The 13,318-nt window shown below is 71.2% G+C and carries 10 protein-coding genes; all 10 read right to left on the reverse strand.

Annotated features, from left to right (window positions below; all coding sequences use genetic code 11):
• Positions 1-19: 19 nt before the first annotated feature.
• Positions 20-700, reverse strand: coding sequence for a sirohydrochlorin chelatase (locus ORV05_RS28430; RefSeq protein ID WP_268755057.1), 681 nt, complete (start codon positions 698-700; stop codon positions 20-22).
• The gene (locus tag ORV05_RS28435; RefSeq protein WP_268755058.1) at positions 697-1,812 is read right to left on the reverse strand and encodes a uroporphyrinogen-III synthase; all 1,116 of its coding nucleotides are present in this window, start codon (positions 1,810-1,812) and stop codon (positions 697-699) included. Before ORV05_RS28435 ends, ORV05_RS28430 begins: the two co-directional genes overlap by 4 nt.
• The gene (nirD, locus tag ORV05_RS28440) at positions 1,809-2,153 is read right to left on the reverse strand and encodes a nitrite reductase small subunit NirD (RefSeq protein ID WP_268755059.1); all 345 of its coding nucleotides are present in this window, start codon (positions 2,151-2,153) and stop codon (positions 1,809-1,811) included. Before nirD ends, ORV05_RS28435 begins: the two co-directional genes overlap by 4 nt.
• Complete coding sequence (nirB, locus tag ORV05_RS28445) at positions 2,150-4,684, reverse strand: nitrite reductase large subunit NirB (RefSeq protein ID WP_268755060.1); 2,535 nt, start codon at positions 4,682-4,684, stop codon at positions 2,150-2,152. Before nirB ends, nirD begins: the two co-directional genes overlap by 4 nt.
• Positions 4,685-4,723: 39 nt before the next feature.
• On the reverse strand, positions 4,724-6,094 hold the full coding sequence (locus ORV05_RS28450; RefSeq protein ID WP_268755061.1) for a nitrate/nitrite transporter: 1,371 nt from the start codon (positions 6,092-6,094) through the stop codon (positions 4,724-4,726).
• A gap of 25 nt (positions 6,095-6,119) precedes the next feature.
• Positions 6,120-7,565 carry an FAD-dependent oxidoreductase gene (locus tag ORV05_RS28455; RefSeq protein ID WP_268755062.1) on the reverse strand — a complete coding sequence of 482 codons (1,446 nt, stop codon included), beginning with the start codon at positions 7,563-7,565 and terminating at the stop codon, positions 6,120-6,122.
• Positions 7,562-9,607, reverse strand: a complete 2,046-nt coding sequence (locus ORV05_RS28460; RefSeq protein ID WP_268759936.1) for a molybdopterin oxidoreductase family protein — start codon at positions 9,605-9,607, stop codon at positions 7,562-7,564. Before ORV05_RS28460 ends, ORV05_RS28455 begins: the two co-directional genes overlap by 4 nt.
• A gap of 279 nt (positions 9,608-9,886) precedes the next feature.
• Positions 9,887-10,687, reverse strand: a complete 801-nt coding sequence (locus ORV05_RS28465; protein WP_268755063.1) for a TIGR02569 family protein — start codon at positions 10,685-10,687, stop codon at positions 9,887-9,889.
• A 158-nt stretch (positions 10,688-10,845) separates the two neighbouring features.
• Positions 10,846-12,036, reverse strand: a complete 1,191-nt coding sequence (gene moeZ, locus ORV05_RS28470; protein WP_268755064.1) for an adenylyltransferase/sulfurtransferase MoeZ — start codon at positions 12,034-12,036, stop codon at positions 10,846-10,848.
• Positions 12,037-12,145: 109 nt separating this feature from the next.
• On the reverse strand, positions 12,146-13,267 hold the full coding sequence (locus ORV05_RS28475) for a DUF3152 domain-containing protein (RefSeq protein ID WP_407652581.1): 1,122 nt from the start codon (positions 13,265-13,267) through the stop codon (positions 12,146-12,148).
• Between the last annotated feature and the right edge of the window lie 51 nt (positions 13,268-13,318).

Consider the following 13,318-nt stretch of genomic DNA (forward strand, 5'->3'; position numbering starts at 1 on the left):
GTGGTGGTGCTGTGAGCGGTCAGGCGGCCAGGGAGGGGTTGCGGGCCTCGCGGTAGCGCCGCAGGACGAGGTCGACCACGCCGGGATGCACCCCGAGCGGTTCGGCGACCACGTCGGCCCCCGAAGCCGCAAGCCTGCGCTGGAACAGGCCGGGCGCGAGCAGCCATGACGCGACGGCCACGCGGCGGCCGCGGCCGCGAGCGTCGGTGACCGCGTCGGCGATGGACGGGCGCGCCGTGGCCGCGTACCCCACCCTGACCGGCGTGGCGAGCCGGGTGGCCAAGGCCTCGGCGGCGAACCGCACCTCGGCGAGGGCGCGGGGGTCACTGGACCCGGCGGCGGCGAGCACGACGGCGTCGCCCCGCCGGTAGCCTGCCCAGTCGAGCCGATCCCGCATCGCCTCGACCAGCTCGTTCGCGGGCCCGAACGCCGGGGCGAGCACCACGTCGAGGTGGCCGCTCGCCTCGATCTGGGCGGGGATGTCGGTGCGCACGTGGTAACCCGCGGCGAGGAACGCGGGCACCACCACGACGTGGTGACCGCGCACCGAGTCGAGCACGCTGGTCACGTCGGGCTCGCGCACGTCCGCGTAGGCCACCCGCACCGGCACCCGCGCCTCCCGGCGCACCCGCGCGGCCAGTTCCTCCACGACGCGCGGCCCCGCCGGATCCCGCGTGCCGTGGGCGACCAGGACGATCACCGCTCCACCGCCAGCCGGTACCCGCGTTTCACCACCGTCTGCACGAGACGGCTCTCCCCCAGTGACGTGCGAAGCCGCCCGATCGCCGTCTCCACCGCGTGTTCCTCTCCTCCGCTGGGCAGGGCCGTGGTCAGCTCCCGGCGCGACACGACCCGGCCCGGCTCCGCGGCGAGCGCGCGGAGCACGGCCATCGGCGCCGGGGCCACCTCGCAGAGGTGACCGTCCACAATGGCCGCCTGCCCGCGCAGCTCGATCTGCCTGCCCGCCGCCCGCAGTCGCGGTGACCGCGCCACCAGCGCCTCCGCCACGGTGCGGGCGAGCGCGCCGATCCGCGCCCGTTCCGGCTGCACGGTGGGAATGCCGAGCGCGGCCAGCGGAGCCGCGGTGATCGGCCCAACGCACGCCACCAGCACGCGGTGCGTCAGCGCGTCCACCAGCGCCGCCTGCCTGCCGGTGCGCCTGGCCATCGCCAGCGTGCTGGCGGCGGCCGGAGCGCTGGTGAACGGCAGCGCGTCGATCGCCCCGTCCAGCACCGCGTCGAGCAGCCGGTCGAGCGGACCGGGATCGGCGGGGCCGACCCACCGGTACACCGGGACCTCGATCACCTCGGCCCCGGCATCCCGCAACGAATCCACGAAGTACGGGAGCGGTTCGCCGTGCAGCTGCACCGCGATCCGCATACCGTCCACACCGGACCGAAGCAGGTGCTGCAACAGCTCGGCGCTGCTCTCCGAAGCCGGCGAGTACTGTTCGGACAGCCCAGCGGCGCGGATCGCGCCCCGGGCCTTGGGACCTCGGGCCAGCAGTGTCGCCTTGCCCAACCGCGCGAGCAGTTCCTCGCCCAGTCCCCAGCCTTCCGCGGCCTCGACCCAGCCACGGAAGCCGATGCCCGTGGTGGCCACCACGGCGTCCACCGGTTCGTCCAGCAGCCGGGCGGTGGCGGCGTGCAGTTCGGTGTCGTCGGCCAGCGGCACGATCCGGATCGCCGGCCCGTACCGGACCACGGCACCCTTGCGCACCAGCAGGGCGCCGAGCTCGTCGGCCCGCCGGGCGGCGGTGATGCCGACGCAGAACCCGGCCAGCGAAGGGATGCTCGGGGACTGTTCGGTCATGGCCGGAGGTGCACCACGCCGTCGGCGACCTCGACCGGGTAGGTGCGGATCACCACGGACTCGTCGTCCAGGCAGACCCCCGTCCGCAGGTCGAACCGCTGTTTGAGCATCGGTGAAGCCACGAACGGGATCCCGCCGCTGTCCCCGGTGATCCCCCGCGAGAGCACCGCGGCCCGCGAAAACGGATCGATGTTGGACAGCGCGTAGAACTCGTCGTCCACCGTGCGGAAGATCGCCACCTGGCGGCCGTCGGGCAGCAGCGCCGCCACGCCGCGCCCGGGGATGAGCGCCCCCACGGCGCACACCGCCACGGTCTTGGTCTGCTCGTCGACCACGGTCACCGCGAAACCACCTCCGGAACACCCAGCAGGACAGGGACTTTCTGTTCGCGCTCCACGCGGAACGAGATGGTCGGATCGGGCGTGCCCGGCGCGTTCACGAACGAGGTGAACCGGGCGAGCTTCTCCGGGTCTTCGAGCACACCGCGCCATTCGTCGGCGTAGTTCTCCACGTGTTTGGCCATCGCCGCGTCGAGTTCTTCGCAGATGCCGAGCTTGTCGTCCACGATCACCTCCCGCAGGTGGTCGAGCCCGCCCTCCATCTCCTCGATCCACGGGGCGGTGCGCTGCAGGCGGTCGGCCGTGCGCACGTAGAACATCAGGAACCGGTCGATGTAGCGGACCAGCGATTCGGAGTCCACATCGGACACGAGCAGCTCGGCGTGCCGGGGGAAGGTCCCGCCGTTCCCGCCGACGTAGAGGTTCCAGCCCTTCTCGGTCGCGATCACACCGAAGTCCTTGCCCCTGGCCTCGGCGCATTCCCTGGCGCAGCCGGACACCCCGGCCTTGAGCTTGTGCGGTGAGCGCAGGCCGCGGTAGCGCAGTTCGAGCTCGACCGCCATCCCGACACTGTCCTGGACGCCGTACCGGCACCACGTCGAGCCGACACACGACTTGACCGTCCGCAGCGCCTTGCCGTAGGCGTGCCCGGATTCGAGACCGGCGTCCACCAGCCGCTTCCAGATCAGCGGCAACTGGTCCACCGTGGCCCCGAACAGGTCGATCCGCTGCGCCCCGGTGATCTTGGTGTAGAGCCCGAACTCGTCGGCCACCTCGGCGATCACCCGGAGCTTGGCGGGGGTGATCTCGCCACCGGGCACCCGCGGCACCACCGAGTAGGTGCCGTTGCGCTGCATGTTGGCCAGGAAGTGGTCGTTGGTGTCCTGCAGTGCGGCCTGTTCGCCGTTCAGGACGTGCCCGCCCTCGCCCACCGTGGTGTCGAGCGTGGCGAGGATCGAGGCGACCGCGGGCTTGCAGAGCGCACAACCGGATCCGGTGCCGTGCTTGGCGATCAACTCGGCAAAGCTGGTGATCCGGGTCGCCTTGACGATCTCGAACAGCTCTCGGCGCGAGAAGCCGAAATGCTCGCAGACGGCCTTCGACTGTTCGACCCCGCACGCGTCCAGTAGTTTCGACAGCATCGGCACGCAGGAACCGCACGTGGTGCCCGCCCGCGTGCAGCCCTTGATCGCCGCCACGCTGTCACAGCCCTGCGAGAGGATCGCACCGGTGACCGCGCCCTTGGTGACGTTGTTGCAGGAGCAGATCTGCGCCTCGTCCGGAAGCGCTTCGACGCCCACCGCGCCGGCACCTTCGGGCGCGAGCATGGCGGCCGGGTCGGCGGGCAGCGGACCGCCGACCAGCGGGCGCAACAGGGTGTACGCGCTCGCGTCGCCGACGAGCACACCGCCCAGCAGGGTGCGCGGTTCCTCGGCGGAGACGACCAGTTTCTTGTAGTACCCGGAGACCGCGTCCGCCAGCACGACTTCGAGCGCGCCCTCGGTCGCGGCGTGCGCGTCGCCGAAGCTCGCCACGTCCACACCCATCAGCTTCAGCTTGGTGGACAGGTCCGCGCCGGGGAATGCGGCTTCGCGGCCGAGCAGTTGCGCCGCGACCACCTCCGCCATCGTGTAGCCCGGTGCGACGAGCCCGTAGCAGCGGCCCTCCACCGCCGCGCACTCGCCGATCGCGTACACGCCGCGATCGCTGGTACGGCACGACGAATCGACCAGGATGCCGCCGCGCTCGCCGACCTCCAGTCCCGCTTCGCGGGCCAGTTCGTCCCGTGGCCGGACACCCGCCGAGAACACGATGAGGTCGAGGTCAAGCTCGGTGCCGTTGGTCAGCTTCGCACACAGCCGGCCGCGGTCCTCCTCGATCACGGTGGCCGACGTTCCGGTGTGGACGGTCAGGTCCAGCTGGGTGACCAGCCTGCGCAGCAGGCTGCCACCGCCTTCGTCCACCTGGAGGGGCATCAGGCGGGGCGCCATCTCCACCACGTGGGGCGAAAGGCCCATGTCCCGCAGGGCCTTGGCCGCCTCAAGGCCCAGGAGCCCGCCACCGACGACCATGGCGGCGGCGCGCCCCCGCTTCGCCGATTTCACCCGCTCGACCGTCTCCCGGATCGCGTCCAGGTCTTCGATCGTGCGGTAGACGAAGCAGCCTGGCAGGTCGTGTCCCGGGACCGGTGGCACGAACGGGCGGGAACCGGTGGCGAGGACGAGCGCGTCGTAGTGCTGGGTGAACCCGGCGGCGGTGACCACGTTCCCGGCCGCGCGGTCGATCTTCACCACCGGATCGTCCAGTCGCAGCTCGACGAGTTCGTCCCCGGCGTAGTCCGCGCCCGGCAGCGCGAGCGCTCCGGCATCCCAGCCGTCCACATAGGACGTCAGGGCGACCCGGTCGTACGCCGCACGCGGCTCCTCGGCGAGCACGACCACTCGCCAGGCGTGCTCGGTGTCCTCCGCGCGCAGCGCTTCGACCAGCCGATGGCCCACCATGCCGTGTCCGACGACGACCAGTGTCCGCGTCATCTTTCGCTCCTTGTCGTGGTTGTCCCGGTCCGTCTCGTCTCAGACCTGGGAACCGGCCAGTGCCAGACCCTTTTCGCTGATTTCGCTCGCGGCCGAGCGGCGCAGGTACACCGCCCAGGTCACCGCGAAGCACAGGCCGTAGAAGACGAGGAACCCGGCGAAGGCGGGCACCCCGCTCTTGGCGGTCATGAACGACTGCCGGAAGGCCAGGTTGATGAACAGCCCGCCGAGCGCGCCGACCGCACCGGCCAGCCCGATCAGGGCGCCGGAAAGCCTTCGGGCCCGCAGCAGTTCCGCCGCCTCGTCCGCACCCGAGGCGATCGCCGCCCTGGCCTTCGCGCGGAAGATCGCCGGGATCATCTTGTACGTCGATCCGTTGCCGATGCCGGTGAGCACGAACAGCGCGATGAACGCCACGGTGAACAGCGACAGCGACTTCACCGTGGAGGCCACGATCAACAGCGCGGTCATGCCTGCCATGCCGACGAAGTTCCAGAAGGTGACCTTGCCGCCGCCCAGCCGGTCCGCCAGCCAGCCGCCCAGCGGCCGGGAGAACGAGCCGAGCAGCGGGCCGAGGAAGGTCACGGACGCGGCCTGCAGCGGGGTGCGGCCGAACTGGTTCTGCAGCACGAGGCCGAAGGCGAAGCTGTACCCGATGAACGAACCGAAGGTTCCGATGTACAAAAAGGACATCACCCAGGTGTGCGCGTCCTTGACGACCTCCCGCATGCCCTTCTTGTCCCCGCGCACGGACGCGATGTTGTCCATGAACAGGTAGGCGCACAGCGCGGCGACCACGATCAGCGGGAGGTAGACGAAGAGCACGATGCGCGGTGCGGTGGCCCCCGCGGTGGCGATCACCAGCAGGCCGATCAACTGGATCACCGCGACGCCCAGGTTGCCGCCGCCCGCGTTGAGCCCCAGTGCCATGCCCTTGGCCTTCTCCGGGAAGAAGGTGTTGATGTTGGCCATGGAGGAGGCGAAGTTGCCGCCGCCGACCCCGCCGAGCGCGGCGACGAGCAGGAACACCCACAGCGGCGTGCCCGGCTTCATCACGATCGCCGCGGCGATGCTCGGCACGAGCAGCAGCAGCGCGCTGGTGATCGTCCAGTTGCGACCGCCGAACCGCGCCACCGCGAAGGTGTAGGGCAGCCGGGCGAGCGAACCGACCAGCGTCGGGGTGGAGGTCAGCAGGAACTTGTCCCCGGCCGACAGGCCGTACTTCGGGCCCATGAACAGCACCATCACCGACCACAGGGTCCACACGGAGAACCCGATGTGTTCGGAGAAGATGGAGAACCAGAGGTTCCGCCTGGCCACCTTCTTCCCGGTGCTCTCCCAGAACTTCTCGTCCTCGGGTTCCCAGTGCTGGATCCAGCGTTTGCCCCGGTGGGCGGTTTCGGTGGTCATTACTCGCTCCTTGGTCGCGGAAGATCTAGGAAGTGGTCGTGAGCCACTCGGCGATGCCGCACACGGCATCCCGGCAGCTGCCGCAGCCGGTGGTCGCTCTGGTCACCGAGGCCAGCCCGGCGACGTCCGTTGCCCCGGCGCGGAAGGCCTCGACCAGCCCGCCCTTGGTCACCGAATTGCACCGGCACACCACCGCCGTGGCGGGGAGGTCCGCCGGGCTCGCGGCGACGGGAGCGCCGGAGGGCAGCGCGCGGCCGAGCAGGACCGCGAGCCGGTCGGTGGGCACCGGGACGGCCCGGTCGTAGAGCTGGGTGACGGTCGCGGCCGCGTCGGGCGCGCCAAGGAGGATCGCTCCGGTGACGCGGTCGTGGCGGATCACGAGTTTCGTGTACCGGCCACGGGTGGGGTCGGTGAGGCAGAGCACTTCGGCACCCGGATCGTCCACTTCGGTGTGTGCCTCACCGAGTGCGGTGAGGTCGATCCCGCGGGCCTTGAGCTTGGTGACCACCCGGGTTCCGCGGTAGCGCGCCGAGACATCGGTGCCGGTGAGCAGGTCGGCGAGCACGGCGGCCTGCTGCCAGGCCGGTTCCACCAGGCCCGAGACCGTGCCCGGGTGCTGGGCGCAGTCACCGATCGCGTGGATGCGCCCGTCACTGGTCCGCAAGGCGTCGTCGACGAGCACGCCGCGGTCGACTTCGAGGCCAGCCTCACGGGCGAGCGTGGTCTCCGCCCGGACTCCGGCGGAGACCACGACCAGGTCCGCGTGCACCTTGCCACCGTCGTCGAGCTTGAGCCCGTCGCCGGGGAGGTATCGGGCGGCGCCGGTACCGAGCCGGAAGTCGATGCCCAGCGCGGAAAGCGACCGGGCGAGCACCTGGCCCGCGCCCTCGTCGAGCTGGCGCTCCATGACGTGTCCCGCGGGGTGCACGACGGTGACCAGGTTCCCGCGCCCGGCGAGCCCGCGCGCGGCTTCGAGGCCGAGCAGGCCGCCGCCGAGCACCGCGACCGGCGCCCCCACCCTGGCCGCGTCGAGGATCCGGTCGCAGTCGTCGAGGGTGCGGAAGGTGACCACACCCGGCGCGGGGCTGCCGTCCTCCAGCGCGAGTCCCTCCACCGGTGGCAGCCACGGCCTGCTGCCGGTGGCCAGCACCAGCGCGTCGTAGTCCACTGTGGATCGGTCGCTGAGTGCGACGAACCGGCGCTGCCGGTCGATGCGTACCACGTGCACCCCGGTGCGCAGGTCGACATCGCGCTGCCCCGCCCAGCCGCTTTCGTGCAGGCGCACCATCTCCGGCCGCATCGTGCCCGCGACGAGCGCCGACAGCAGCACCCGGTTGTAGGCGTGATGCGGTTCTTCGCCGATGACGGTGAGGGTGACACGGGCGCCTTCGGGATCGCGCTGCCGGATCTCGTCGGCCAGCCGGGCACCGGCCATCCCGTACCCGGCCACGACCACCTTGCGCGGGGTCATCGGAGCGTCTCCTCTCGCCAGGCTTCCTCGCCGGCGGCCGCGTCGTCCTTGGCCAGGCTGACGGCGCTGACCTTGAATTCCGGCATGCGGCTGACGGGGTCCAGCGCGGGATTGGTGAGGAGGTTGGCGCGCTGCGCACCGCCGAAGTGGAAGGGCAGGAACACCACGTCCGGCCGCATCGACGCGACGCACCGCACGCGCGCCCGCGTGCTGCCCCGGCGGGAGCTCACGCGTGCCCAGTCCCCCTCGGCGAGCCCGCACCGCGCGGCCGTGTCGGGATGCACCTCGACGTAGGCCTCGGGCACCACGTCGTTGAGTTCGGTGATCAACCTCGTCTGCGCGCCCGACTGGTAGTGCTGCAGGACGCGGCCGGTGGTGGCCAGCAAGGGAAACTCGTCATCGGGCGACTCGGCCGGGCCCCGGTGCTCCACCGGCACGAAACGCGCCAGGCCGTCCGGATGCGCGAACCGGTCGAGGAACAGCCGGGGCGTTCCCCGGTGCCCGGCGCCCGGCACCGGCCAGTACAGCGCCTCCCCGGCGCGGAGCCGGTCGTAGGTGATCCCCGAGTAGTCGGCGAGCCCGCCCCGCGAAGCCTCGCGGAGTTCGGTGAACACCGTCTCGGCGTCCACGGGAAAACGCCGCGCGGGCTGGCCGAGCCTGGTCGCCAGTCCGTTGAGGACGTACAGGTCGGTGCGCACCCCGTCCGGCGGTTCGATCGCCCGCCGCCGCAGCAGCACGCGCCCTTCGAGGTTGGTCATCGTGCCGTCCTCTTCGGCCCACTGGGTCACCGGCAGCACCACATCGGCCAGCGCGGCGGTCTCCGACAGCACCAGATCCGCCACCACCAGGAGGTCCAAAGCGGACAGCCGGTCGGCGACATGGGCCGAGCGCGGCGCGGACACCACGACATTGCTGCCGAAGACCAGCAACGCGCGCGGCCCGCCCTCGGTGCCGAGCGCGTCGAGCAGTTCGTAGGCGGAGCGGCCGGGCCCCGGCAGCGAGTCCGCGGGCACGCCCCACACCGCGGCGACGTGTTCCCGCGCGGCCGGGTCGTCGATCCTGCGGTATCCGGGCAGCTGGTCGGCCTTCTGACCGTGCTCGCGCCCGCCCTGGCCGTTGCCCTGCCCGGTGAGGCAGCCGTAACCGGATCCCTCGCGGCCGGGCAGGCCGAGCGCGAGCGCGAGGTTGATCCACGCGCTGACGGTGTCGGCGCCGGTCGCGTGCTGCTCGGCCCCCCTGGCGGTGAGGATGTAGGCGTTGCGTGCCCCGGCCAGCAGCGCGGCCACCCGGCGCTGGTCCTCGGCCGCCACCCCGGTCACCCGCTCGACGCGCTCCGGCCACCAGCGCGCCACGATCCGCCACACCGCTTCGAAACCGCGAGTCCTATTGTCCACATAGGACCGATCGACCAGCCCGTCGGCGACCGCGGCGTGCAGGATGCCCAGTGCCAGTGCCAGATCCGTGCCCGGGGCGGGCGCCAGGTGCAGGCTGCCCCGCTCGGCGGTGGGCGTACGGCGGGGATCCACCACGATCAGGCCGCCCGCGTCGATGGCGGAGGCCAGGTGCTGCATGAACGGGGGCATGGTCTCGGCCGGGTTCGAGCCCACCAGCAGCACCACGTCCGCCCGAGCCAGGTCCGTGATCGGGAACGGCAGCCCGCGGTCCACACCGAACGCCCGGTTGCCCGCGGCCGCCGCGGAGGACATGCAGAACCGGCCGTTGTAGTCGACCTGCGAGGTGCCCAGCGCGACCCGCGCGAACTTGCCCAACAGGTAGGCCTTTTCGTTCGTCAGCCCACCGCCGCCGAACAGCGCGACGGCGTCACGGCCGTGCGTCCCCTGGATTTCGGTGATCCGCCGCGCGATCAGTTCCAGCGCGTCGTCCCAGCTCGCGGGCACCAGTTCACCGTCGACGCGGACGAGCGGAGTCCTCAGTCGCGCGGGCGAGGTCAGCAGGCTGCCGGAGGTCCAGCCCTTCTGGCACAGGCCCCCGCCGTTGGCAGGAAACTGGCGGGGCGCGACGGTGGTGCCGGACACGGTCATCCCGCACTGCAGGGCGCAGTACGGACAGTGCGTCGCCACCGAAAGCCTGGGTTCCGCCGTCAGCGTCACGCGCACCTCCTTCCCTCGACGTGTTTTGACGGTAGGGAGGGCGTGTTACCTGAAAATGGCCTTGTGTTTCAGGCGTTTGACATTGCTGGCGAGTTACGCGAGGTGCGCGGTGAGATGCGCCGCGCTCCCCGAAGGCGACCTTCGGTTCCCGTGAAGGGTCCCCTCACGGCCGATAGGGCCAGGGTTCCTTCACGGCCCGGCCGGGGCTGGTTACAGCAGTTCGCTGACGGAGGCGGCCGCGGCGCGCAGGCCGTCCAGCGCCGAGGCGGTGGAACGCGGGTTCAGCGCGTTCCCCGCGAGCCGGAACAGCACGGCGTGCAACAGCAGCTGGGACCACTCCGGCAGGTGCGACCAGCGGCGCAGCAACTCGATATCCGCGCCTCCCCAGGCGACCGCATCCACCGCGGCCACCGCCGCGCCCCATTCCGCGGGCCGGTGATAGGGCGTGAAGTCCACGATCCCCGGCGGCTCGGCGGCGTCGAACAGCACCGTGCCCAGCAGGTCGACCGGCACGATCTGATCCGGCGACCCGACCGGTTTCCTCGCCACCGCGAGCACCTCGAACCAGCGCCCGCCCTTGCGTTCCTCGAGCGGCACGTTCGCCTCGCCCCAGGCGATGCGGTCGGCGAGGGTGTCCAGGTCCTGGCGGCGGGCGAGAAACGGCGGCCGGGGCAGCCCGGCCATCGCCTGGGCGAGTTTCAGCGCGCCGGAGACCACCTCGTCGTAGCGGTGCTCCGGCTGGCCGGTGAGATAGCGGGCGGCCGTCCAGCCGCCGACGATCCAGCGTCCGTCCCGGGATCGCACGGGACGCGCGATCCGCAGACCGGGCGGGGTCAGGCCGCTGAGGGTGTTCGCCAGCCACAGTGCGTGCGCGCGATCGGCGACCGGTTTGAACACCAGATCGCCGCAGTGCCAGGCGGAACCGCCGGGCAGCCGCTCCGGCTCACCGGGCACCCCGAACGCGTTCAGCACCCGCGGTGGCGGGCGCTCGAGTCGGGAACCGGACGGCACCGGCCGAGGCTACCTTCCGCGACCGCCGGAACGGCAGTACCGCGACGGCGGTTTCACCCCCTCGTCGTCCGCGCCCCCACGCCGCGTGTTCCCAGCGTGAATGCGCGACGCCCCGGCACACACGGTGGTGTGCCGGGGCGTGAACGCGCCGGAGCCGGTCAGTAGGTCGGCAGGCTCGGGTCGATCTGGCGGGCCCAGGCCAGCACGCCGCCCCCGAGGTGGGTGGCGTCGGCGAACCCGGCCCGGTGCAGCGCGGCCAGTGCCTCGGCCGAGCGGGCGCCCGACTTGCAGTGCAGCACGATCGGCTTGTCCTGCGGCAGCTCCGCCAGCGCCTCACCCGAGAGGATCCGGTCCTTCGGGATCAGCTTGGCGCCCTTGATGTTGACGATCTCGTACTCGTGCGGCTCGCGGACGTCGATCAGCACGAAGTCCTCACCCGCGTCGAACTTCGCCTTCAGCTCGGCCGGGGTGATCGTGTGGGCGGCGGCCGCGTTGGCCGCGTCCTGGGACACCACACCGCAGAAGGCCTCGTAGTCGATCAGCTCGGTGATCTTCGGGGTCTCCGGGTCCTTGCGGATCTTCACCTCGCGGTAGCGCATCTCCAGCGCGTCGTAGCTGATCAGACGGCCCAGCAGCGGCTCACCGATACCGGTGATGAGCTTGATCGCCTCGTTCACCATGATCGAGCCGATGGACGCGCACAGCACGCCCAGGACGCCGCCCTCGGCGCACGAGGGCACCATGCCCGGCGGCGGAGCCTCCGGGTAGAGGTCGCGGTAGTTGAGGCCCTTGCCGTTCGGCGCGTCCTCCCAGAACACGCTGACCTGGCCCTCGAACCGGAAGATCGAGCCCCACACGTAGGGCTTGCCCAGCAGCACCGCGGCGTCGTTGACCAGGTAGCGGGTGGCGAAGTTGTCCGTGCCGTCCAGGATCAGGTCGTAGCCGCGGAAGATGTCGAGCGCGTTCTCCGTGGTCAGCTGCTCGTTGTGCAGCACCACGTTGACGAACGGGTTGATCTCGGCGATCGATTCCTTCGCCGAAACGGCCTTCGGCTTGCCCACGTCGGACTGGCCGTGGATGACCTGACGCTGCAGGTTCGACTCGTCCACGACGTCGAAGTCGATCACGCCGAGCGTGCCGACACCGGCCGCGGCGAGGTAGAGCAGTGCGGGGCTGCCCAGCCCGCCGGCACCGATCACCAGGACCTTGGCGTTCTTGAGCCGCTTCTGCCCTTCCATCCCGACATCCGGGATGATCAGGTGCCGGCTGTACCTGGCCACCTCTTCCTTGGTGAGCTCGGCCGCCGGCTCCACGAGCGGCGGCAGCTTGCCCGCCGGTGTTCCTGACATCGGCTCCTCCATCTCACACGGATCGCGTTGTCGCCATCCCAGTATCCACAACACGTACTCTGCCCTACGTCTTCCCCTCGTCCCACAGAATGGGATGAGGGTGGGCGGATCAGTTGTGGGGAGCGGTGTCGCCGAGGTTGAGCACCGGCCAGGCATTGGGCCGGCACACCTTGTGGTCGGCGGGGACGGCCTTGGAGTTGTACGGGTCGACGGCGTTGAGCCGCGCCACGTAGTCGTTGGCCACCCCGAAGGTCTGCTGCATCATCACCGGCGCCAGCGCGCCGTTGTCCTGGCAGCCGACGTGCCCGTTGCCCAGCGCGTGCCCCACTTCGTGGTTGATCGCGTACTGACGGTAGAGCCCCAGGTCGCCGTTGAAGGCGAGGGCCGCGCGGACCCACCGGGCCAGGTTGATGATCACGCTGCGCTGGTAGCTGCGGGTGTAGCACGAGGTCGGGTACTTGATGTCGAACCCGCACAGGTTGGCCTGTTTGGTGGTGGCCGGGCTGGTCAGGCGCACCCGGAAGTCCGGGCTCGGGGAGTCCGCCCCCACGCGCTGCAGGCTGACCTTCCCGGTGCCGGTCCAGCTCTGCGGGCTGGACAGGGTGGCCTCGACGGCGGCCGCGAACGAGTCGTCGCCGCTGTAGTCGGACGGATCGACGCCGTCCTCGACCTCGATCGTGTAGCGGTAGAGCTTCCCGGCCGTCCCGGCGCGCTTCCCCGCGTCACCGGTGAGCGGGATGACGTGCCAGGTGCCCTTGCCCGCTTCGGTGTAGTGGCCGCCCTCGGGCAGGTCGGCGGTGGGCACGTTGAGGTCGGCGGGCAGTGCCGGCTTCTCCGCCGGCCCGGACTCCTCCGCCGGGGCGGCGTCGCCCCCGGCGCTCGCCGCACCCACGCCCGCCGCCCGCCTCGGCGGCGAGGTCGCGGTGTTGAACACCACGAGCGCGGTGATCACCAGCAGGATGGGCAGGACGTACACGCGCCAGCCGTAGGTCTTGAAGACCGAGCGGGCCTTGCTGCGTTCCGCGCGGGCCTTGCGCGCCTGCTCCGGATCCTGCTCGAGTTGCGGTTCGGGTTTCCAGGAGGCGCTGAGCGGCTCGGCGGTGGTGCGGCGGCGCCCCGGGCGGTACCGGTCTTCGCTCAGCCTGTGCACCTCGGCGACGGTAGAACGGGCGCCCCGTGGGTACTGAGCCCGCTTCTCGTCGCTTCGCGCGCCGTTCGTCGCCCGGTTCACGCACCCCAGAGTGCCATATCCGTACGGTGATGCGACCGGCGACCATCCGAT

The organism is Amycolatopsis cynarae (assembly GCF_026802195.1).
In the GTDB taxonomy this organism is placed as follows: Bacteria; Actinomycetota; Actinomycetes; order Mycobacteriales; family Pseudonocardiaceae; genus Amycolatopsis_E; species Amycolatopsis_E rhizosphaerae.

Excerpts from the sequence above, each read along its gene's own strand:
- ORV05_RS28460 (WP_268759936.1), bottom strand. The coding sequence starts at position 9,607 with ATGACCGTGTCCGGCACCACCGTCGCGCCCCGCCAGTTTCCTGCCAAC.
- moeZ (WP_268755064.1), bottom strand. The coding sequence starts at position 12,036 with ATGTCAGGAACACCGGCGGGCAAGCTGCCGCCGCTCGTGGAGCCGGCG.
- ORV05_RS28455 (WP_268755062.1), bottom strand. The coding sequence starts at position 7,565 with ATGACCCCGCGCAAGGTGGTCGTGGCCGGGTACGGGATGGCCGGTGCC.
- ORV05_RS28450 (WP_268755061.1), bottom strand. The coding sequence starts at position 6,094 with ATGACCACCGAAACCGCCCACCGGGGCAAACGCTGGATCCAGCACTGG.
- nirB (WP_268755060.1), bottom strand. The coding sequence starts at position 4,684 with ATGACGCGGACACTGGTCGTCGTCGGACACGGCATGGTGGGCCATCGG.
- ORV05_RS28435 (WP_268755058.1), bottom strand. The coding sequence starts at position 1,812 with ATGACCGAACAGTCCCCGAGCATCCCTTCGCTGGCCGGGTTCTGCGTC.